This is a genomic window from Streptomyces sp. NPDC087270, assembly GCF_044744625.1.
GTDB lineage: Bacteria > Actinomycetota > Actinomycetes > Streptomycetales > Streptomycetaceae > Actinacidiphila.
In genome coordinates, this window is record NZ_JBIUYR010000004.1 from 1 (window position 1) to 20,915 (window position 20,915).

Genomic DNA, 20,915 nt, shown 5'->3' on the forward strand with positions numbered 1-20,915 from the left:
GCTCCCGCAACCCAGCAAGACCAGCACGCTCAACGCCCACGGTCCTCGCAACTCCCACAGATCACGGGTGTTGCGAGGACCACTAGAACCCAAGCCCGCCTGCGGGCCCTGCGTCGTGTCCGGCTACCGCCGCGTCACTTCAGCTCTGCCGGCGGGGTGCGCTGCGGGTCGACCTTCTGCGTGCGCACCAGCTGGCCCCAGACCACGTAGCGGTAGAGCGAGGTGTAGACGGGCGTGCAGGTGGTGAGCGTGATGTAGCGGCCCGGCTTGGTCTTGCCGGACTCCTTGGGGACCTGGTCGGTCACCGCGACGTTGTACTTCGAGGTCTGGTCGAGGACCTTGTAGACCTTGTAGACGTACCAGGTGTCCTTGGACTCGAAGACGATCGGGTCGCCGTCGTGGATCTTGTCGATGTTGTGGAACTTGGCGCCGTGGCCGTCGCGGTGCGCGGCGACGGTGAAGTTGCCGGTGCTGTCCCAGGGCATCGCGGACGGCGTGGGCTTGGTGTAATAGCCGGCCACGCCCTCGTTGAGCACGTCGGTGGAGGTGCCCTTCTTCACCAGCACCTCGTAGTGCTTGCCCATCGCCGGCACGTGCAGGAAACCTATGCCGTCCTTGGTGTCCAGGCCGCGCGGGGCGCTGTTGCCGCCGCCGGACGGGCCCTGGGCCCAGTCCTTGCGGACCTTGTCGCCCGCCTTGCGCGCGTGCCGGTCGGCGATCACGTTCGTCCACCACAGCGAGTAGACGACGAACAGCGCGAGGACCAGCCCCACGGTGATGAGGACCTCGCCGATGACGCTGATGGTGGCCGCGACTCGGCCCCGCCCGGTGCGGTTCTCGGTGGTCACGCTGTTCCGTTCTGTTGTCGCGCCCTCAGCCATTGACGAGCGCGTCGGGCTTGCCCTTGCTGCGCGCACGCTCCTCGGTGAGCTTGCCCCAGACGATCAGCCGGTTGGTGCTGGTGAACTCGGGGGTGCACGTGGTGAGCGTGATGTAACGGCCCGGCTTGGTGAAGCCGGACCCGGGCGGTACGGGTTCGAGGACGCTGACGTTGCTGGGCGGGGTGGTCGCCAGCGAACTGGTCACGGTGTAGGTGTAGTACGTGGTGGAGGTCTCGACCACGACCTGGTCGCCGGCGACCAGGTGGTTGATGTAGCGGAAGGGCTCGCCGTGGGTGTTGCGGTGGGCGGCGACCGCGAAGTTGCCGGTCTTGTCCCACGGCATCGCGGTGTTCACGGGAGCGCCGTCGTAGTGGCCGATCATGCCCTTGTTGAGCACCTTGGTGGTGCTGACGCCCTGGGCGATCGGGGCCTTGACGTCCAGCTTCGGGATGTACATGATCGCGAAGCCCTGGCCGGGGGAGAAGGTGCCCGCCGCCCGGCTGGGATCACCCGAGCCGCTGTCCCACTGGTGCTCCAGGTTGTTCGACGCGCTGTTGGCCTGGGCGTGCGCCCGGACGTTGGTCCACCACAACTGGTAGGTGACGAACAGCAGCATCACGACGCCGAGGCTGATGAACAGCTCGCCGACGATCCGGCTGATCACCACCGCGGGGCTGTCCTTGGCGGCCTTGGCGGCCCTGCGGGCCTCCACCCGGCTCAGCGGCACGGCCGGCTGCTGCTCGGCGTGCTCTGCGGCGGAGCCGGCAGCGGCGTTCGCCGCGGCCGTGGAGGGGCCGTTACGGCCCCGGGCCCGGTGGCCGCCGCCGCGGGCGGCCGCCTTGCGCCTGGCGGCGCGGCCACCGTCCACTCCGGCCGGCCCGGCACCGGGTGATCCTGGCACCGGCGCGAGGGTGGCCGTGGGGCCCGGCCCGTCCGCGTCGGCAAGGAGGGGCATCTGCGCGGTCTCGTCCGGCTCCGGCACGGACAGGGGTTCGGGTGCCGGGGCCGGGGCGGGGGCGGGGGCGGGTGAGCGAACGGGGCCGGGCATCAGGTCCGGAGCGGCCGGTTCCCCGATCGGCGCCGGCTGTGCCGGCGGCGGCTGTGTCGGCGGCGCCATCGGCTCGGGCTGCGGCTGCCGTGCCATCTCCTCCGCGCGGAACCAGGGCGAGCCGTGTGACTGCGGAGGTCCTTGCGGCCCCTGCGGCTGCGACTGCGGCGGGCCCTGGTGCTGCGGCGATCCCAGCGGCCCCGGCGAACCCAGCGGCTGCGGCGGACCCTCGACCACCGGAGGGCGGCCGGGCAGCGGGTCGTTGAGCGGGTCCGCGAGCTGTCCGACGGCAACCTCGAACTGCCCGGTGTCCTCGTAGGACATCGGGCCGTCGGAGGCACGCTCCGGCCGGAGCGTGGTCACCTCCCGGCCTTCCCGACGGGTACGCCCGTCCCGACCACCGGGGCCAGTCCGTGCGACCGTTCCACCGCCTCCGGTTCGCCGCACTCGGCGAGCCAGTTGGCGAGCATGCGGTGTCCCCACTCGGTGAGCACCGACTCCGGGTGGAACTGCACGCCCTCGACGGCGGCCTCGCGGTGCCGGAGCCCCATGATGATCCCGTCCTCCGTCCAGGCGGTCACCCGCAACTCGTCGGGCAGCGTGTCCCGTTCGACCGCGAGCGAGTGGTACCGGGTGGCGGTGAAGGGCGAGGGCAGCCCCGCGAAGACGCCGGAGCCCTCGTGCACCACCGCCGAGGTCTTGCCGTGCAGCAGTTCCGGCGCCCGGCCGACCACTCCGCCGTAGGCCACCGCCATGGACTGCACACCAAGGCAGACGCCGAAGACCGGTACGCCGGTTTCCGCGCAGTGCCGGACCATGTCCACGCACACCCCGGCCTCCTCGGGGGTGCCGGGGCCGGGGGAGAGCAGCACCCCGTCGAACCCCTCGTCGGCGGGCGCGAGTTCCACCTCGTCGTTGCGCAGCACCTCGCACTCGGCGCCGAGTTGGTAGAGGTACTGGACCAGGTTGAAGACGAAGGAGTCGTAGTTGTCGACCACGAGAATGCGTGCGCTCATCGGACTGCGGCCACCCCGTGCTGGACTGCGGTCATCCCGTTGTCGACGGTCACGTCGTTGAACGGCAGCAGCGGCTCCGCCCACGGGAACACGTACTGGAAGAGGATGTAGACGACCGCGAGGACCAGCAGGAGTGAGATCAACGCCCTCACCCACAGGTTGCCCGGCAGATGCCGCCAGATCCAGCCGTACATGCGGTGCCTTCCTTCTGAGTCCCCGCAACAGGGTAAAGGGAGATCGGCGACCAAGGGGGGTCCATGGGACAAAGCTTCGGCATGGGATCGACCTGTGCGCGCGCCCGTGCGGGCCGGTCGGCGGGGCCGTTCACGGCTGGTCCACAGGCTTCGCATAGCGGAGGTCCACCGATCCGGTGTAGCCGGGCAGCGTGGTCCGGCCGGCTGCCGCCACCTTCCAGCCGAGGCCGTACGCCTGCACGTACTGGAGGTAGTTGCGGATCGCCGGGCTGGCGTCGATCGCCTTCCGCAGCCGGCTCCGGTCGCCGATCGCGGTGATGCGGTAGGGCGGGGAGTACACCCGGCCCTGGAGGATGAGGGTGTTGCCGACGCAGCGGACCGCGCTGGTCGCGATCAGCCGCTGGTCCATGATGCGGATGCCCTGGGCGCCGCCCTGCCACAGCGCGTTGACCACGGCTTGGAGGTCCTGCTGGTGGATGACCAGGTCGTTCGGCTGCGGGTCGGGCACGCCGGGCACCAGCGGGGTGGCGTTCGGCGGGGCGTCGTCGAGCGTGACCTCGAGGGCCGGTCCGGTCAGCGGGGAGGTGCCGGCCGCCTTGCCGAGGGCGTCGATCCGGGCCCGCTCGGCGGGGCTGAGCCCGCCGCGCTGCCGGGTCAGCCGGTCCACGTCGGAGCGCACGTCCGCGAGCGACTTGTCCAGCTTCTCGTTCTGCGCGTTCTTCGCCCGGATGTTGTCCGACAGCTTCGGCAGCGGGTCGTCGCTGCGGATGTCGACGCCCTTGGCGGTGTCGAAGCTGGTCCAGAAGATCAGTCCGGCCAGCGCGAAGACTCCCGCACTGAGCACGCGCAGCGCTACCGTGCGGGATACAGCGCGAGATGTAGGGGCGGGGGAGGTGCCACCGGCTCCGGTCACCAAATACCCTTCTCCTTACAACCCAAGGGAAGCACTACGCTAACGGACGCCCGGGAGCGGCACCGCCTCCCACCGTCCCTCACCCGCCAGGCTGACCCCACAGACCCGTGCGGTTACGCAGCGCATCGACAGGAGATCCCTCGTGCCGAAGTCACGGATTCGCAAGAAGGCGGACTTCACCCCGCCGCCCTCCAAGGCCACCGCGATAAAGCTCGGCAACCGCGGCTGGGTCGCGCCGCTGATGCTGGCGTTCTTCGTCGTCGGGCTGGCCTGGATCGTCCTGTTCTACGTGACGCGGGGCGACCTCCCGGTGGACGCCTTCGGCAACTGGAACATCGTGGTCGGCTTCGGCTTCATCGCCGGCGGCTTCGTCGTCTCCACGCAGTGGAAGTAGCACGTCGGGGTTGGTCTCGCGCACTTGTCCACACGGTTATCCACAGTGGGGAAAAGGTCAGAAGATCTGTGGATAACCTCTACGGAGTTGACGCCGGTACGACCGGTGGTCGCTGCGGCGGCCACCGGTCTTTCGTTGATCTTGCAGGGAAAACCTGGTCAAACCGGGTCCGGTGACCCTCCGCACAGCGCTTCCCACCAGTTGTGCACAACGCGGTGAGCCGCCTCAGGAGATTCCGTCCCGCTGTGGATAACGTCTGATCAACGCCAGGGACACGGGCCGGCTCGACGGTCCTCCACGGTCAGGACGTGACTTGCGCCACAGCCACGCCGATGATGGCGATCGAGGCCAGCAGCACCGCCGCGGTGGACCCCCACTGCACCGCTGACCGCCGCTCCCGCGGGGCGTAGAGCATCCCTATGGCCACCAGGGTGCCGGCCACCAGACCGCCGACGTGCGCCTGCCAGCTCACCCCGCTCCAGGTGAAGCTGAAGAGGATGTTCAGGCCGAGCAGGATCAGGATCGGTCGCATGTCGTAGCGCGCCCGCCGCATGTAGACGGCGGTCGCGCCGAACAGTCCGAAGATCGCCCCCGAGGCGCCGATGGTGAGCGCGTCCGGCGCGAGCAGCAGCACCGCGGCGCTCGCCCCCAGCGCGGAGACGAAGTACAGCGCGAGGTAGTGCGCCCGGCCGATCCGCTGCTCCAGCGGGGCGCCGATCCACCACAGCGTCAGCATGTTGAAGCCGATGTGCAGCGGGTTGGTGCGCTCGTGCAGGAACGCCGAGGTGATCACCCGGTACCACTGACCGTCGGCGGCGCCGCCGCACACCTGGTGGCCGAACATGTCGTGCCCGCAGACCGCGTACAGCCCGTAGTTCTCCGACACCGTGCCGGCGCCGGACCCGCCGACCGCCAGCTCCACCAGCCACAGCGCGACGTTCACCGCGATGAGGATCTTCGTGATCAGGAACGGGTCGCCCGCACCCACCCGGCCGCCGGTGACCGTACGGGGCTGGGAGGTGTGGTGGGCGGACTGGTTGGCCTGGGCCACGCAGTCCGGGCACTGGAACCCGACCGACGCGCTGACCATGCACGCCGGGCAGATCGGCCGCTCGCACCGCGTGCAGCGGATACCGGTCTCCCGGTCCGGGTGCCGATAGCAGCAGACCGGCTGGTCCATGAAGTCCACTCCCCTGACGACACCCGACGACAACTCGCGCGCACCTGTGCCCGCGCCCTGCGCCGGCTGTGCACCCGTACGCCCCGCCCACTAGTACGTGCGGGCGGGGCGCGGTGTTCCCCGAAGACTACGGGATCGGCGTCAGGAGGTGCGCCGCTCGATCAGCACCGTCTCCAGGACCACGTCGCTGAGCGGGCGGTTGGTGTGCGGGTTCGTCGGGGTGCCGACGATGCCGTCCACCACCTTCCGGCTGGCGTCGTCGGCGACCTCGCCGAAGATGGTGTGCTTGTGGGTCAGCCAGGTGGTGGGCGCCACGGTGACGAAGAACTGCGAGCCGTTGGTGTTCGGGCCCGCGTTCGCCATCGCCAGCAGGTAGGGCCGGTCGAAGGCCAGGTCGGGATGGAACTCGTCGGGGAACTCGTAGCCGGGGCCGCCGGTCCCGTCCCCCAGCGGGTCGCCGCCCTGGATCATGAAGCCCGACAGGACGCGGTGGAAGACGGTGCCGTCGTAGAGCTTCCCGTGCGACGGATCACCGGTCCGCGGATCGGTCCACTCCCGGCTGCCCTCGGCGAGCCCGACGAAGTTCGCGACCGTCTTCGGGGCGTGGTTCGGCAGCAGCCGGATCACGACGTCCCCGTGGTTGGTCCGCAAGGTGGCGTAGAGCTGCTCGGCCACGTTCTACCTTCCATGAATCTTCACTGACAGGGACAAATCCTCGCACGGTCCGTCCGGTGCCGTGGGCCCGATCGCCGTCCCTGCCCGGGCCACCGCGGCGGGTACCACGGGAATCGGGCCGACTGACCCGTATGGCTTGCCGCACATGCCGTACTTCGGGCGGCCGGGCATGATTTCAAACCGGGTGGACAGGCGAAAACCGTACGCCACCGAACCACCGAGGAGGAGGTTCCTGTGACCCGCATCGACAGCGTGCGCCACGCGGCCGACGTGACGAAGGACAGCGTGCGGCACGCCGCGGAGGTGGCGGCACCGTACGCGACCACGGCGAAGGAGAACGCTGTGGTCTACGGCAGGCAGTACGGCAGGCAGGCCGGCGTCTACGGGCGCCAGGCGGGAGCCGTCGCCAGGCAGCAGTACGAGGCCAAGCTCGCCCCCCGGGTCGGCCAGGCCCGTGACCAGGCGTGGGCCGCGGTGCCGCCCAAGGCCGCGAGTGCCGTGGAGACCGCGGCCCGCCGCACCGCGGACGGCGCGAAGGCCGCCACCGAGTACACGGCCCCGAAGGTCGGTACCGCGGTCGCCGCGACCCGTTCCGTGGCCGGGCCGGCCAAGGACGAGGTCGTGCTGCGCGGTGCGGCCGCCCTGCAGGCCCTGCGCGGCCAGGTGTCCGCCACCGACATCGACCGGCTGGTCCGGCGCCGGGTGTTCCGCAGGAAGGCCGGGCGGACCGCTCGCGACGTGGTGCTGGTGGCCGTGTGCTGCGGCGCCGCGGTCGCCGCCTGGAGGTGGTGGAACAAGCAGAACAACCCGGAATGGCTGGTCGAGCCGTCCGAGGCCACCGATGTGGCGGACCGGGCATCGATGAACGGCAGCGCCACCCTCACGGTGGTGGACCCGCTCGACGGCGGCTCCGTGAACGGCTCTTCGGCCGGCTCGGCGTCCACGATCGACCACGTCGACGGCTCCGCCGGGGCCGGCGACCTGGACGACGAGGTACGCGCGAAGCAGGCGGAGGCGGACCGCAAGCGGGAAGAAGGGGACCAGTAGGAACCCGGCGGACCTGCTCCACACCGCTGGGAACCGCACCGGCCGGCGTCGCCCCGACGCCGGCCGGTGCGGCGTCGGGGGAGCGGTGAACGTCGGGGATCTGGTGGACGTCAGGGACCCGGTGGACATCGGGAGTGGATGCCCGTGCGGCGCGGTGGCCGCTCGGCTCAGGCCGTCGCCGCGTGCTCCGCTTCCGAACCGGCGCCCGACTGCTCCGGCATCATCGGGTCGGCGTCTTCGGCGTGCTGGTCCAGCACTGCGGGGACGCCCTTGAGCATGCGCAGCGCGAACACCGAGCCGACCAGCATCACCGCCGCGGCGGCCAGCATGGTGATGTGCATGCTGTGGGTGAACGCCTGCCGGGCCGCGTCCACGACGTGCTGCCCGGTCGCCCCGGCGAGCTGCCCGCCCGTCTGTACCCCGCCCGCCACGGACTCACGGGCCGCCGCCCTCTGATCGGCGCTCAGCTGCCCCGGCAGCCGCAGGTCGTTGCGGTACAGGGTGGTGAGCACCGAGCCGAGGATCGCGATGCCGAGCGCGCCGCCCAGCTCCATGCCGGTCTCGGAGATCGCCGCGGCCGCACCGACCCGCTTCCTGGACACGCTCGCCAGGATCGTGTCGGAGGTGACGGCGAAGGTGAAGGTGACGCCGAGGCCGTTCACGACGAGGATCGGCAGCAGGTGCCAGTAGTCGGTGTGCGGGGTGACCCGGGCGAGCGCCGCGGTGCTCACGGACATCAGCAGCAGGCCGAGCGCGACCGTACGGGCCCGGCCCACGCGGTGGACCAGCACCGAGGAGGCGGGCGCCCCGACGGCCGCCGAGAGCGGACCGGGCAGCAGCGCGAGGCCCGCCATGAGCGGCGACCAGCCGTGCACGACCTGGAAGTAGAGCGAGCAGGCCAGCGAGAGCGTGGACGAGGTGAACAGCGCGACGGTGTTCGAGGCCAGGGCACCGGAGAACGCCGCGTTGCGGAAGAACCCCAGGTCCAGCAGGGGCACGGCGAGCCGCCTCTGACGGCGCAGGAAGGCGGTCAGGGAGATCGCCCCGACCACCGCGCTGATCCACACCGCGGGGTCGTCGACGCCGTTGCGGGCGGCGGTCTTGATCGCGTAGATGATGCCGAGCATCCCGACGATCGACAGCGGCACGCTGATCCAGTCGAGCCGGCCCGGGTGCGGGTTCCTGGACTCCGGCAGGATGACCGTGCCGACCGCCAGCACCAGTGCCATCAACGGCACGTTGATCAGGAAGACCGAACCCCACCAGAAGTGGTCGAGCAGCAGACCGCCGACGACCGGGCCGAGCGCGAAGCTGGCCGCGCCGACGCCGCTGCTCACCCCGATCGCGGTGGTGCGCTCCTTGGGGTCGGTGAAGGCGTTGCGGACCAGGGACAGGGTGGAGGGCATGATCGTCGCCCCCGCGACGCCAAGCAGCGCGCGGGAGGCGATCAGCGTCCCCGGGCCGTCGGCGTAGGCGGTGAGCGCGGAGGCGGCGCCGAAGCCGGCCACGCCCATCAGCAGCAGCCGCTTGCGGCCGATCCGGTCGCCCAGGCTGCCCGCGAAGATCAGCAGACCGCCGAGGACGAAGCCGTACACGTCGACGATCCACAGCAGTTGCGTGGAGGACGGGTGGAGCTGGTCGGACAGGCTCGGCAGCGCGTAGTTCAGCACGCTGTTGTCGATGCCGAGGAGGGCGGCGGCCACGCAGCAGATGGCCAGTACGGCCCAGCGGCGGCCCCCGTCCACCGCACCGGGCGTCGGGGTCGGAGATGTCGTCGTCATGGGGACGAGCGTGGGCGGGGGCGCTGACCGCGCGCTGACCGGCGGCGCACCGCGCGCTGACAGCGGATGTCCGTGCAGGTCGGGGGGCTGTGCGCGCGGGTCGGGTGCTGTGCGCGCGGGTTCCGCGGGACGCGCTGGGGGGAGGTCGCAGGGGTGGTGCCGGGGCGGTGAGCGGCCGGCCGGCGCGGGGAGCAGCGGGCAGGAGTGGGGCGCAGCGACCGCGAGTCGCGTCACACGCCCACGAGGTACTCCGTCGCCCGGGCGAGCGCGGCCGCCCGGTCCAGCCCGGCGGTGCTCGCGTACGCCTGCTCGTAACGGCCGTCGCCCAGTGCCGTACGAGCGGCGGCGTCCGCGGCCCGGGCGTCGGGTCCGCCGGGCGGGCCCCCGCGCAGGGCGTGCGCGGCACCGAGCAGCAACGCGGCCCGGTGCGGGTCGCCGGTCAGCACCGCGAGCCCGGCGGCGGCCACGGCCACGAGCGCGCCGGTCATCGGGAACTGCATCGACACCCCACCGTTCGTGGCTGCCTCCCGAAGCCGGTCCCGGGCACCTGCCGCGTCGCCCTTGGCCACCGCGATCCGCCCGAGTGCGACCAGCGCCGAGGAACGCATGCTGTCGCTGGAGAACCAGCCGCGCGGGCACTCCTGGAGTGCCTGCTCGCACAGCGCCCGTGCCCTCGTGAGGTCGCCGGCCAGCCGGGCGGCCTCGCCGAGCCCGAGGTGGGCCATCGCCAGCGTCTCCGGCGAGCCGGCCCGCCGGGACAGTTGCAGGGCCCGCTCGCAGTACGCGGTCGCGGCCTCGTACTCCTCCGCCTGCAGGCTGTACGCGGCGCGGTTGCAGAGCAGTTCGGCCATGTCCAGGGCGGAGTCCAGTTCCTCGGCCAGTTGCAGGGCGCGGCCGAGCAGGTCGATGGCCTCTTGGAGCCGGCCGCGGTAGTCGGCGAGATCGGCGAGCACGTTGAGGCAGGTGATCATGCCCCAGCGGTCGCCCCGCTGCTCGAAGTACTCGAAGGCGAGGCCGCATTCGCGCTGCGCGGCGTCCGCGTCGGCGTGCGACATCCACGCCTGGAAGCCGGCGCCGAGGTGGCCCAGCGCGCGGTACCACGGGTCGTCCCGCTCGGAGAGCACCTCCTCCAGCACCGCGAGGGTGTCGAGGCTCTCGTCCGGCGCCCCCGCGAACGGCGCCCACAGCAGCGTGAGGACGGGGAAGCGCCGGGATATCCGCTGCATCCGGTCGACGACGACGGTGGCCGCCGCCACGTGTTCGGCGTACGCCTCGGCGTCAGAGAGCGCGCCGACCACGGCCAGCACGCAGAGGGCGTACTCCTCCTCCATGCCCTCCGGCGGGTTCGGCCCGAGTTCCGCGAGCACCTGCCGAGCGGCCCTGAATCCCTCGTAACGCACCCCGCGCAGCAGCCAGTACGACGACAGCGCCGCGATCAGCCGCATCGTGGCGGGGATGTCGCCGGCGGCGAGGGAGCGGTGCAGGGCGGCCCGGAAGTTGTCGTTGTCGTCGGAGTACAGCCGCAGCCACTCCACCTGTTCTGCGCGGCGCAGGTGCGGGTCGGCGTCGAGCGCGAAGTCCAGGAAGTAGGCGATGTGGGCCCGTTGGGTGCGCCCGGCCTCGCCTGCTTCGGCCAGCCGCTCGGCGCCGTAGGCGCGGATCGACTCCAGCATGCGGTAGCGGACCCGGCCGGAGGGGTCGGGCTGCTGGGCCACCACGAGGGACTTCTCGACGAGCGCGGCGATCAGGTCGAGGACGTCGTCCGGGGCGATGCGGGGAGTGCCGGCGGCGGGAGGACGGCTCCCGTCGGCGCCGGTCCGGTCGGACTGGTCAAGTGGGTCGGACGGCTGCTCGGGCTGGTCCGCGCAGACCACCTCCGCGGCGGCCAGCGTCCATCCGCCGGCGAAGACCGAAGCACGGCGCAGCACCGCCCGCTCGTCCGCCGGGAGCAGCTCCCAGCTCCACTCCACGACCCCGCGCAGGGTGCGCTGACGCGGCTGCGCGGTGCGGCTGCCACGGGACAGCAGCCGGAAGAGCGCGTCCGGCCGCACGCCGAGGCTGTACGGCACCTCGTCGTCGGTGGCGGGCAGCGCGCCGAGCCGGGCGGCGATGTCGACGACCGACAGCGAACGCAGCCGGGCCGCGGCCAGCTCGATCGCCAGCGGCAGTCCGTCGAGGGCGGTGCACAGCCGCAGCACGGCGTCCACGGTCGCCGGGTCGGCGGTCGGGTCGAAGTCGGGACGGACGGCCTCGGCACGCGCCACGAAGAGCCGCACCGCAGGGGAGGCGAGCACCATGCCACGGTCGGCGCCCGGCTGCGGAAGCGCCAGGGTCGGCACCGGGCAGAGCACCTCGCCGTTGATGCCGAGCGCTTCGCGGCTGGTGGCGAGGACCCGGAGCAGGGGCAACCCGGCGAGCAGGCGCTCGACGAAGTAGGCGGCCTCGGCCACCACGTGCTCGCAGTTGTCGAGTACGAGCAGCAGCGGGCGGTCGGCCAGCGCGGCTGTGATCCGGGCCAGCGGGTCGGGGGTGGCGCTGCCGCCGCCGCCCGCGGCGCCGGAGGTGGTCGCGGCCCCCGGGCCGCCGGCCGGCAACAGCCCGCCCTCGCGAAGTCCGAGGCCGGCGAGGACAGCCCGGGCCAAGGCTGCGCCGTCGTCGAGGCCGGCCAGTTCCACGAACCTCACGTCGTCCGGGTGCCGCCCGGCCACCTCCACCGCGAGCCGGGTCTTGCCCGCGCCGCCGGGGCCGATCAGCGTGACCAGCCGGCGGTGCGCCAACTGCTCGCCGAGCCGGGCGATTTCCGTCTCGCGGCCAACGAAGCTGGTGAGCTGGGCCGGAAGTTCGTGGTGGGCCCGCGGCGATGTTCCACGTGGAACATGAGCCTCCGGGACTGTTTCACGTGGAACATGCGCGGTTGTCCCGAGCGGTACGGCCGCGGGCCCGTCCGGGGAGGGGGGCGCGGGCGTGGTGCCGCCCGGCGCCGTCGAACCGGCGGACGCGGGCAGCTCCGACGTACCTGTCCCGACGGCCGGGCTGCCCGGTGCCCCGCTGATCGCTCCACCCAACGGCCGGTCCAGCGACAGGTCCAGCGACAGGTCCGGCGACCGGTCCGGCATCAGCGCCGGGTCGCCGCGCAGCACCGCGAGGTGGACCGCGGCCAGCTCCGGCCCCGGGTCGGCCCCCAGCGAGTCGGCCAGCTCCCGCCGGGCGACGTCGTACGCCGCCAGCGCCTCCGCCTGCCGCCCGCTGCCGTACAGCGCCTGCATCAACTGCCCCCGCAGCCGCTCCCGCAGGGGATGCGCGGCCACCAACTCCCCCAGTTCCGCGACCACCTCGCGATGCCGGCCGAGCGCCAACTCCGCGTCGACCCGGTCCTCCACCGCCCCCAGCCGCAGTTCCTCCCACCGCGCCGCCTGGGCCACCACGAACGGCGCGTCCCCCACATCCGCCAGCGCGGGGCCCCGCCACAATCCGAGGGCGTCCCGCAGCCGCCCGGCGGCCACGTCCGGCTGCCCGGCCGCCAGCGCCTCCCGCCCGCGCCGCGCCAGCCGCTCGAACCGGTACGCGTCCACCTGATCCGGCTCCGCCGCGAGGCGGTACCCCGACGGGTGCCCCTCCACCGCCACCGGCAGTACCTGGCGCAGCCGCGAGATCTGCGACTGCACCGCGTTCGCCGCCCCGGCCGGCACGTCCGCCCCGTACAGGCCGCTGATCAGCCGATCCGCCCCCACCACCCGCCCGGCATCCAGCGCGAGCAGGGCGAGCACGGCCCGCCGGCGCGGCCCACCCAGCCCGACCTCGGCGCCATCGACACCGATGACCCGCGTCGCCCCCAGAATCCCGAACATCACCACACCTCCGATTCTGTCGCACCCGCGGCCCCGGGCCCAGGTTCGACGAATCGCCCCGCGACCGGACCCCGCCCCAGGGTCCCGGGCCGCCCTCAGCCAGGAAGCGCCACCCCGCCGCCGACGCCCAGGTCCGCGTCGAGCTTGGCGACCAGCGAGGCACCGAGCCCCGGCGCATGGCGCGCGGCCCACTCCTCGGTCCGCGCGAGGAACCCCCGCAGTTCCCTCTGCACCCCTGCCAGCAACCCGGGCAACTCCGCCGGCGCGATCTCCACCGGCGGCCCCACCTGAGGCCCGACGACCGCCGGACCCACCACCGGCCCGTCCGGCCACACCCGCACCACCGCGCCGTCCCACTCGAACCACGGCGCCGGGTCGTGCCCGAGCCACGGACCCTCGCCCCCGTCGGCGACCTCACACCACTCCCGCCAGTCCTCCAACCCCGAGCAGCACCCCGGAACCACCACGGCCCCGGTCCCCTCGTCCCGCACCCGCAGCCCGCCCGGCGCGATGACCTTCTCCACCGCCAGCAGCCCCCGCACCAACTCCTCGGCCCCCACCGCCGCCCCCTCGTCCCCGAGCAATCCCCCGTACACCGCCATGGTCGCCAGCACGGTCCCGACCTCCGCCGCCGTCATCCGCCCGGACACCCGTACCCACCCGAAAGCCGGCACCCCAGAGGCGACCTCCCACGGCGCCGCCCCCACCTGCCCCGCCACCTCGACCACCGCATCCATCTCCACCATCCCCCCACCATCCCAGCCCCCCAGCCACCAAACCCCGCCCTTTCCCCGGCCGGGCCGTCTCCCCATGCCCCGCGCGCGAAAGGCCGAGGGGCACGGGGGACGCGCGAACGAACGCGGCCCCTCCGCGCACGTGGCGGGTTCCAGCGATCGCGTCGAGGTGGGTGAGTATCGACCGCTCGAGCGTCCCGGGACCGTCCGGCCAACGAGGCCCTCCCGGGCCCACCGGTCCTCCCCAGGCGTTGAGGGCTCACCTCAACACCACGCCACGGCGGGCCAGGACGGCAAGGACGGTGTCGCGGGCCCGAACCCGCTGCCGGCTGTCCCGGTGTCCGGGCTTGCTGCCGTCGCGGCGGCGTACCGCCTAGCAGGCGTCGTACCGCCACGCACCGTTCTCCAGGGCCCACGCCTGGCCGTCCTGGTCAAGGAGGCTGTTGTCGTACGTGTAAGTGACGGTGCCGAGGGTGCCGGAGAGCCGGTCCACCGTGACGGTCTTGAGCTTCTGGTGGCCGTACGCGGTGACGCTCTGCTGGAGTTCCTGGCCGTAGGTGTGCTTGTCGGTCTTGGCCTGGCAGCGCTCGGACAGCATGGCGTAGCCCTTGTCAGCGTCCGGCGCGAAGTAGGCCGTGGAATAGGTCCGGACCGCCGCGACGAGTTCGTCCTTGCCGGCACCCGCGGCGCCGCTCGGGGTGGCGCGGCTGATCGCGGTAGGTGTCGAGCCGCTGCTCGATACGGCCGTCGCGGGAGTGGCCGTCCCGGCATCGTCGTGATGGTGGCTCGACGAGCAGCCGGCCAGCGCGACCAGCGCGGCGACGGACACGACGGCAATACGGATGCGCATGTTCCCCCCGAGATCAAGTCCGAGCGGTCACACCGTAGCGCCGTCCCTGCCACCAATGGGTGCCGTATACGTGCCGAACGCTCAGCGGCCCCTTCACCCGAGACGGGTGAAGGGGCCGCTGAACTGCGAAGCACACGGTGGAGCCTAGGAGATTCGAACTCCTGACATCTGCCTTGCAAATTCTTCCGGGGCAGGTTCGTGACCTGGGCGGATGCGGCCATCAGGCCACTGGCCTGGGAAAACACCCCCCTTGTTTCCGCTGGTGGTGAGGGCCCTCGCGAGGCGTGTGTGCTAGATGTGTGCCGCCCGGCCGACGCGTTGTGTGCCCTGGGGGCGACCACCCGCCGGCATCAGCCCTGCTCATCTCGGGGCCGCCTGCACACTCGGACGGGCACCCGCGAAGACGAGGCCGCCGACCCGGACCGCAGCAGATGCGGAACGGGTCGGCGTCCGGGTGCCACTACGTGGACTCCTCTTGCACGGTTGGCCGACACCGCGAGAGTGCGGGGGTTCGGCCCAGTCGCACTAGAAGTTGCGCATCACCAGCCTCACGACGAGGACGGCCAGGCCGGCCACCCACCGCCACAGGCGGTTGCCCGCAGCATCGGCGAAGCCCCGGGCCACCCAGGACCACAGGACGAGGGCCTTGCGGACCCGGGGGCTGCGGGACTCGGACGGGCCACAGCGCTCACAACGCGCAGACGGCTTGCGGGAACCGCGGTTGGGGGGACGACGGTTAGCCCGCCGCCCACGGCGGGGACGGTTAGCCCGCCCGCGGCGGCTCTGGGCTGCGCCCTTGGGCGACGCCCGCCGACGCCGGCGATTAGACTTGCTCATGAGGGATTCCTTTGCGATGCATCTGCATGACGGGGTTCCTCGGAGGGCCCGGTGCGGTCCGGTTTTCGAGGCCGTGGACCGGCCGGGCTCCTTCAAGGCGTGGCTGGATAGAGCCGGTGACCCGGAAGGGCGGCGGCTCACGGAGGTAAACCAGTACCTGACCTGCTTTCTCACATGATTAGACGCACCGACGTCAAAACTGCCCGTCGAATGCACGCTCTAGGGCTTCACATCTTGCAATCCGGCGAATAGGATTCGACGGATTGCTGGAGATCCTACACGCCCGCTGACTGCCGGAATAACACCCGCCCGAAAAGGGCGGAGTCAAGATTGCACCTCCGTCCACGCACGAGACGCGAAGATCACCATGTCTACCATCCCACCACTCCGATGAACGGCCATTTCCCCGAGGAGGATACGCGCGGCATCTTCGTCGCCGTGCTCCAGAAGCATTTCAACAGTGGACTGAAGCTGCACTACCGACGCTGAGATACTCATGTGGCGTAAGATCCGGAATGCCTCATTCCGCTTGCCAGCCCCGAGGAGTGCGAGGACCTCCCCAGTCGGCGAGCGCTTGCCGACCGCCGGGAGGGACGGCGCCTGCGCGTTGCGCCGGTCCCCCTCGCCACGAACCAGTGGACATCCGCTGTTGCGCCGGTCCCCCTCCATCGACACCGACCTGGCGGCGCGTCGATCCTTGCAGGCCGAGGAGCCGCAGCAGACTTCATGGCGCATGTCGATCAACTGGTCAAGCTGGTAAGGAACGCTGCGCCCCGCAGCCACCGCTACCTTCGCCGCCTCGGAGTACAAGCGGGCCAGAGACCGCTCCTGTGGAGCTCGCCGCCCGTGGAGCCAGTGGGAGACCGCAGCTTCGGAGACACCGACCCGCCGCGCCACCGATGCCATCGTGAGCGGTGCGAACAGGGAGTACAGCTCGTTCAGGGCAGCGGTGAATTCCCGCTCGATCCGCCCGTCAATGTCGACTTTTACCGTACGCGGCACAGGACCTCCGGCTGCTTACGCGAGGGAGAGCGCGACCGCCATGCGGCGACGCGGGTCGACACTACATCGGCCAGCGGGCCCTCGGAAAGCTGTTGCAAGGAGGAATACCCTACCGCGCTGTAAAGAATCCTGTTCGTGCACCCCGCTGCCGGGAAGGGCGCATATCTGCACGAAGCACCGCAACTAGAACATACGGGCTCATCGTGTCCCGCCGTGACCGTGGTATAAATAATCCGGTGGCAGTGGGCTCTCAGCACGACAGCCCGCCCAGCCGCCCCTTGAACTACTTCCGAAGATCCGGTGGTGCTGGTGCGAATGTCCGACCTCCCCTCGTGGGAAGACACTTCCCTGGGAACGATGAAGCGGGTCGCCCTCTGGCTGGTGACCGTTGTCGGTGAAGGCGAAGTCTTCACGAAGGAAGAGCTGCGCCGAGCGTTCCCCGGTGTCTCGCAGGTCGACAGGCGCATGCGCGACCTGCGGGACTTCGGGTGGGTGATCAGCACGAACAGAGAGGACGGGAGCCTCGATCCGGTGGAACAGCGGTTCGTGAAGCCCGGGATCCCCGTCTGGGAGCCCGGGAAGGCAACCCGTCCGCGTGGCACGATCGCCATCGGGGCCGGCAGGCGGCGCGAGGTCATCTCCGGTGACGGCAACATGTGCCGCTCGTGCGGCATCACGCCGGGTTCCGTCTACGAGGGGACCTACGAGCAGGCACAGCTCGACATCGCGCGACGGGACGTGCTCCATCCGGATGGCACCACAAAAGAAGAGCTGGTCACCGAGTGCCAGCGGTGCCGCCTCGGTGCCCGTGAACTTGTAGTGGATCTGGCGAAGGTGCTGAGCGCCGTCAACGCGCTGCCCGTCGCAGAGCGCCGCGCTCTTGCCGGCTGGGCCGAGGCGGACGAGCGGGTCTTCAGCGCGGCCGAGCGGATCTGGGGGGAGTACCGCTCCCTGCCTGAGGAATCCCGCGTCGCAGTACGTGCGGCGCTCGGGCTCTGAACAGCACCGCGAACAAGATATCCAGCAGGGGGAGAGTGCAGTGACACAGGACTACGGGCGTCCCGCCCGCGCCGAGGAGAACCGCGCCACGGTGGCCCGGCGGCTCAAGGAACTCGCCGATGCCGACGGGGCCCGCGAGACCCTGACGATCGAGTGGCGGGGCAAGCCCGGCCACTTCGACGTCATCGAGATGCAGGTGGGGGACCTCTACTACAACCCGGCCACACACCGCATCCGCGCCCAGCGCAGCCACGACGTGGGCCGGGACAGGCTGCTGGACACCGAGCCCTGGAGCAACAAGAGCCAGGAATACCTCGACCTCCTGCTCAAGGCCCTGCCTTCTGATCCCTCCCGGCCGGACCCCGAGTTCGTCCACCTGGCGGAGAGCCTCCGGGACTACGGGCAGAACGACCCCGGCCTGATCACCCGTGACGGCGTCCTCGTCAACGGCAACACCCGGCGGGCTGCGCTTCTGCAGGAGTTCGGGCCGACCCGCGCCATGCGCGTCGCTGTCCTGCCTGAGTCGTGCGACTGGTCCGACATTGCCGCCGTCGAGCTCTCGCTCCAGCTGCGCAAGGACCACCGCAGGGACTACTCGTACATCAACCGGCTGCTCGCCATCGATGAGATGGCGGCGCAGGGAACCTCACTGCCGGCTATTGCGACGGCCTTCCGCAGCACCGTAGATGCGTGTCGGCGGGACCAATGGGTCCTCAACATCATCCGGACCATGATCAAAAGGAGCGAGGCCAGCGGGAAGGCGCTCCCCCTCATCGCGTTCGAGGACCACACGGAGAAGCTGCGCGAGCTGCACCGCAAGTACGCCAAGGAGACCGCCAGCAATCCGGACAAGGCGGAGCTGATGCTGGAGTCCCGCCTCTCAGCCATCGCTCTGGGCTTCTCGAAGACCGACGTGCGGCTCATCGAGTCCGACTTCCAGGACCGCTACCTGGCGAAGGCCCTTCCCGAGGGCCTGCAGCCCGCAGCGCCGGCTGCGGGCGAGGTGAAGATCCCCGGGCTGGCGCGGTCGGTGAAGGGACCGTCCGACAGGCTGGCCTCGGCCCGCGCGATGACCGATGCGCTTCTCCAGGCCAGGGCGCTCAGCTCTGCGGATGTATCGCTCAGCAGCCGCGACGGGGTCCGTGCGCAGAACACGCTCGCGACGTACAAGAACGCCTTCGAGGAGTCTTTCGAGTTCGCCGGCAAGGACGCCCGGGTCCGCAAGCGCAAGCAGGCCGCTCCCGCCCGACTGGCCGACGCGTGCCAGGACATTGACCAGTGCGTCACCGACCTCGTCATGTCCCGCAGTTCGCGCAGCCTCGACGAGGACGCCTTCGATGACGCCGTGGCCAAGCTCAGGAAGAGCCTGGGTAAGCTCGCCGTCGAGGTCAAGCGCACCATCCCCGAGCCCGGGGACGAAACCTCCTGGCTGGTCGGACTGCTCAAAGAAGGGCTGTGAGTGCCGGACACCGCTGCTCCCAGCCTCGTTCTCGGGTTCGACATCAGTCGGACCCGGGCGCTGCTGCGCACAGTTCCCGAGTACAAGGCAGACTTGGCCCGGCTGCTGTCCCGGTTCCCCAGCGGCCGGATGACCGAACTGCTCGCCGCCGCGATCCCGGTCGATGAGTTCGTCGCGGGCCTCGAAGTGCTCGCCGACTGGCCCGACCCGGACGGCGTCGTCTGGGACGGCGCCTTCCAGGCACTGGTCGAGGAGATGCTCGATACCGCCGAGACCGCGGAGCGGTTCCTCAACGGCGGGACCGACGGGGAAGCCGTCGCGCCGGACGACCTCGACGGCCTGCTGGGCGACGGATGGCGCGGCGATCTGACCTCCTTCCAGCAGCGGGACGCAGCCCGGCTGCTGTCGCTGCGGCACGGGGCGAACTTCAGCGTGCCGGGGGCCGGCAAGACCCGGGTAGCGCTGGCCGTGTTCGCCGCGCTCCGCGAGCGCGGCGAGGTCGACCGGCTGCTCGTCGTCAGCCCCAAGTCCGCCTACGAAGCCTGGCAGTTCGAGAGCCGTGTCTGCTTCGAACGGCCGTTGGACGTCCAGGTGGTCGGCAGCCGGATGCCCGAGTCCGCCGACGTCCTCCTGGTGAACTACGAGCGGCTCGGCCGTTCCCAGTTCGGCCTGGCCGAGTGGCTCACCTCCGTGCCCACGATGCTGGTCCTGGACGAGGCCCACCGCATGAAGCTCGGCGGCGCCGGCGTGTACGGAGCCGTCTGCCTGGCGCTGGGGCCGCTGAGCACCCGCCGGCTCATCCTCACCGGTACCCCGGCGCCGAACGGGGCGAAGGACCTGGAGAACCTGCTGTCGTTCGTCTGGCCCGGTCATGGCCGCCGGGTGGTGACGCAGGCCGTCGACGGGGGCGACCTCGCCGAGGCCAGCCGCGTCCTGCGTCCGCTCTACACCCGCACCACCAAGCACGAGCTCGGCCTCCCGCCTGTCGACCTGCGGCTGCGGATGCTGCCTATGCCCCCGCTGCACCGCGAGATCTATGACGCGATGGTCGGCCGCTTTACCGCCCGCGCCGAGGCCAGCCGCTCGGACTTCCAGGCGCTGGGCAAGGCGGTGCTCCGCCTGCTGATGGCCGCCACCAGCCCGGCCCTCCTCGTGGAGGGCGCCACCAAGTACGAGCCCCTCTCACTCCGGGTACCGCCGCTCACCGTCCCCGAGGGCGACCCCCTCATGGCGCTCCTCCGGAAGCTGCCGAGCTACGAGGTGCCGCCCAAGTACCAGGAGGCGCTGGCGATCGTGGCGGCCAACGCCGCAGAAGGGCGCAAGACGCTGGTGTGGGCCAGCTTCGTGCGGAGCATCACCACCCTGGAGCGCCTCTTCGCGGACTACCGCCCAGCCGTCGTACACGGGGGGACCCCGGACAGGGACGAGCAGTTGCGCCGGTTCCGCGAGGACGGGGACTGCGCGGTCCTCATCTCCAATCCGGCCACGCTCGGCGAGGGCATCAGCCTGCACCAGGTCTGCCATGACGCGGTTTTCATCGACCGCGACTTCCAGGCCGGACGCTTCCTCCAAAGCCTTGACCGTATCCACCGGCTCGGGCTCGCCCCCGATACTGTGACCCGCATCACTGTCCTGGCATCAGAGGGGACCGCAGACGAGGTTGTCGCCATGCGCCTCAGCGAGAAGCTCGACTTCATGGGCAGGATCCTCGACGACCCCTCGGTCCAGATGCTCAGCGACCTCGAAGAGGAGCCGGCCTTCGCCGCAGGCATGGACGCGGCGGACCTTCAGGCCCTGCTCCGCCATGCCCGGGGAGCAGAAGCCGAACACAGCTGATCCCGCCCGGTGGTCCTCGGATCAGAGCGAGCCGTGGTGCAGCAGCCGGTCCAATGCGTCCGCCTCGCGCTGGAGCACGGTGCGGCCGTCCCCGTCGCTGAAGGCAAGCAGCCTGGACCCCGTATCAAGACCTGCTTCGGCCAGCAGACCGAGTGGCAAGGCGACTCGTCCGTCGTCATCGACAGCGGTTTCAGCGAGTTCGCGGATCATGGCACCGAGTT

Annotated in this window: 18 protein-coding genes; 5 read left to right on the plus strand and 13 right to left on the minus strand. The window is 71.1% G+C overall.

Features of this window, described 5'->3' with window-relative positions; translation table 11 throughout:
- Positions 1–134 precede the first annotated feature (134 nt).
- From ACIPAE_RS09115 to ACIPAE_RS09135, 5 genes are all read right to left on the minus strand, one after another.
- Positions 135–881: a class E sortase gene (locus ACIPAE_RS09115; protein ID WP_366414207.1), complete on the minus strand. Its 747-nt coding sequence runs from the start codon at positions 879–881 to the stop codon at positions 135–137.
- Complete coding sequence (locus ACIPAE_RS09120) at positions 874–2,292, minus strand: class E sortase (protein WP_402443980.1); 1,419 nt, start codon at positions 2,290–2,292, stop codon at positions 874–876. The genes ACIPAE_RS09115 and ACIPAE_RS09120 overlap by 8 nt, the downstream gene beginning before the upstream one ends.
- Positions 2,289–2,945: an aminodeoxychorismate/anthranilate synthase component II gene (locus ACIPAE_RS09125; protein WP_402443982.1), complete on the minus strand. Its 657-nt coding sequence runs from the start codon at positions 2,943–2,945 to the stop codon at positions 2,289–2,291. Before ACIPAE_RS09125 ends, ACIPAE_RS09120 begins: the two co-directional genes overlap by 4 nt.
- Positions 2,942–3,139: a hypothetical protein gene (locus tag ACIPAE_RS09130; protein ID WP_328466688.1), complete on the minus strand. Its 198-nt coding sequence runs from the start codon at positions 3,137–3,139 to the stop codon at positions 2,942–2,944. The genes ACIPAE_RS09125 and ACIPAE_RS09130 overlap by 4 nt, the downstream gene beginning before the upstream one ends.
- A gap of 130 nt (positions 3,140–3,269) precedes the next feature.
- Positions 3,270–3,989: a DUF881 domain-containing protein gene (locus ACIPAE_RS09135; protein WP_329374129.1), complete on the minus strand. Its 720-nt coding sequence runs from the start codon at positions 3,987–3,989 to the stop codon at positions 3,270–3,272.
- 205 nt (positions 3,990–4,194) lie between these two features.
- Between ACIPAE_RS09135 and crgA the strand changes: the two genes are divergently transcribed.
- Positions 4,195–4,446, plus strand: coding sequence for a cell division protein CrgA (gene crgA / locus ACIPAE_RS09140; protein ID WP_329366956.1), 252 nt, complete (start codon positions 4,195–4,197; stop codon positions 4,444–4,446).
- Between the two features lie 301 nt (positions 4,447–4,747).
- Here the strand turns inward: crgA and ACIPAE_RS09145 are convergent, their stop codons facing one another.
- The gene (locus ACIPAE_RS09145) at positions 4,748–5,626 is read right to left on the minus strand and encodes a rhomboid family intramembrane serine protease (protein ID WP_402443984.1); all 879 of its coding nucleotides are present in this window, start codon (positions 5,624–5,626) and stop codon (positions 4,748–4,750) included.
- Between the two features lie 141 nt (positions 5,627–5,767).
- Entirely contained in the window at positions 5,768–6,301 is a 534-nt protein-coding gene (locus ACIPAE_RS09150) for a peptidylprolyl isomerase (RefSeq protein ID WP_402443986.1), read from the minus strand.
- Between the two features lie 234 nt (positions 6,302–6,535).
- Between ACIPAE_RS09150 and ACIPAE_RS09155 the strand changes: the two genes are divergently transcribed.
- Entirely contained in the window at positions 6,536–7,348 is an 813-nt protein-coding gene (locus ACIPAE_RS09155) for a DUF5324 family protein (RefSeq protein WP_329366960.1), read from the plus strand.
- A gap of 167 nt (positions 7,349–7,515) precedes the next feature.
- Here the strand turns inward: ACIPAE_RS09155 and ACIPAE_RS09160 are convergent, their stop codons facing one another.
- From ACIPAE_RS09160 to ACIPAE_RS09180, 5 genes are all read right to left on the minus strand, one after another.
- Positions 7,516–9,129, minus strand: a complete 1,614-nt coding sequence (locus ACIPAE_RS09160; RefSeq protein ID WP_402443988.1) for an MFS transporter — start codon at positions 9,127–9,129, stop codon at positions 7,516–7,518.
- Between the two features lie 230 nt (positions 9,130–9,359).
- Positions 9,360–12,977 (minus strand): AfsR/SARP family transcriptional regulator, encoded by a 3,618-nt coding sequence (locus ACIPAE_RS09165; RefSeq protein ID WP_402443990.1) that lies wholly within the window; start codon positions 12,975–12,977, stop codon positions 9,360–9,362.
- Positions 12,978–13,072: 95 nt separating this feature from the next.
- Complete coding sequence (locus ACIPAE_RS09170; RefSeq protein WP_402443992.1) at positions 13,073–13,723, minus strand: hypothetical protein; 651 nt, start codon at positions 13,721–13,723, stop codon at positions 13,073–13,075.
- Between the two features lie 361 nt (positions 13,724–14,084).
- A complete protein-coding gene (locus tag ACIPAE_RS09175; RefSeq protein ID WP_402443994.1) occupies positions 14,085–14,561 on the minus strand; it encodes a hypothetical protein in 477 nt (158 codons plus the stop codon).
- 1,161 nt (positions 14,562–15,722) lie between these two features.
- On the minus strand, positions 15,723–16,400 hold the full coding sequence (locus ACIPAE_RS09180) for a helix-turn-helix domain-containing protein (protein ID WP_402443995.1): 678 nt from the start codon (positions 16,398–16,400) through the stop codon (positions 15,723–15,725).
- A gap of 315 nt (positions 16,401–16,715) precedes the next feature.
- On the opposite strand from ACIPAE_RS09180, the gene ACIPAE_RS09185 reads away from it, so the two are divergent.
- From ACIPAE_RS09185 to ACIPAE_RS09195, 3 genes are read left to right on the plus strand one after another with little or no spacing between them, the layout of a single operon-like run.
- Positions 16,716–17,399, plus strand: coding sequence for a hypothetical protein (locus ACIPAE_RS09185; RefSeq protein WP_402444481.1), 684 nt, complete (start codon positions 16,716–16,718; stop codon positions 17,397–17,399).
- A gap of 40 nt (positions 17,400–17,439) precedes the next feature.
- Entirely contained in the window at positions 17,440–18,858 is a 1,419-nt protein-coding gene (locus ACIPAE_RS09190; protein WP_402443997.1) for a transcriptional regulator, read from the plus strand.
- A complete protein-coding gene (locus ACIPAE_RS09195; RefSeq protein ID WP_402443999.1) occupies positions 18,859–20,694 on the plus strand; it encodes a DEAD/DEAH box helicase in 1,836 nt (611 codons plus the stop codon).
- Between the two features lie 21 nt (positions 20,695–20,715).
- Here the strand turns inward: ACIPAE_RS09195 and ACIPAE_RS09200 are convergent, their stop codons facing one another.
- Positions 20,716–20,904, minus strand: coding sequence for a hypothetical protein (locus ACIPAE_RS09200; protein ID WP_402444000.1), 189 nt, complete (start codon positions 20,902–20,904; stop codon positions 20,716–20,718).
- Positions 20,905–20,915 lie beyond the last annotated feature (11 nt).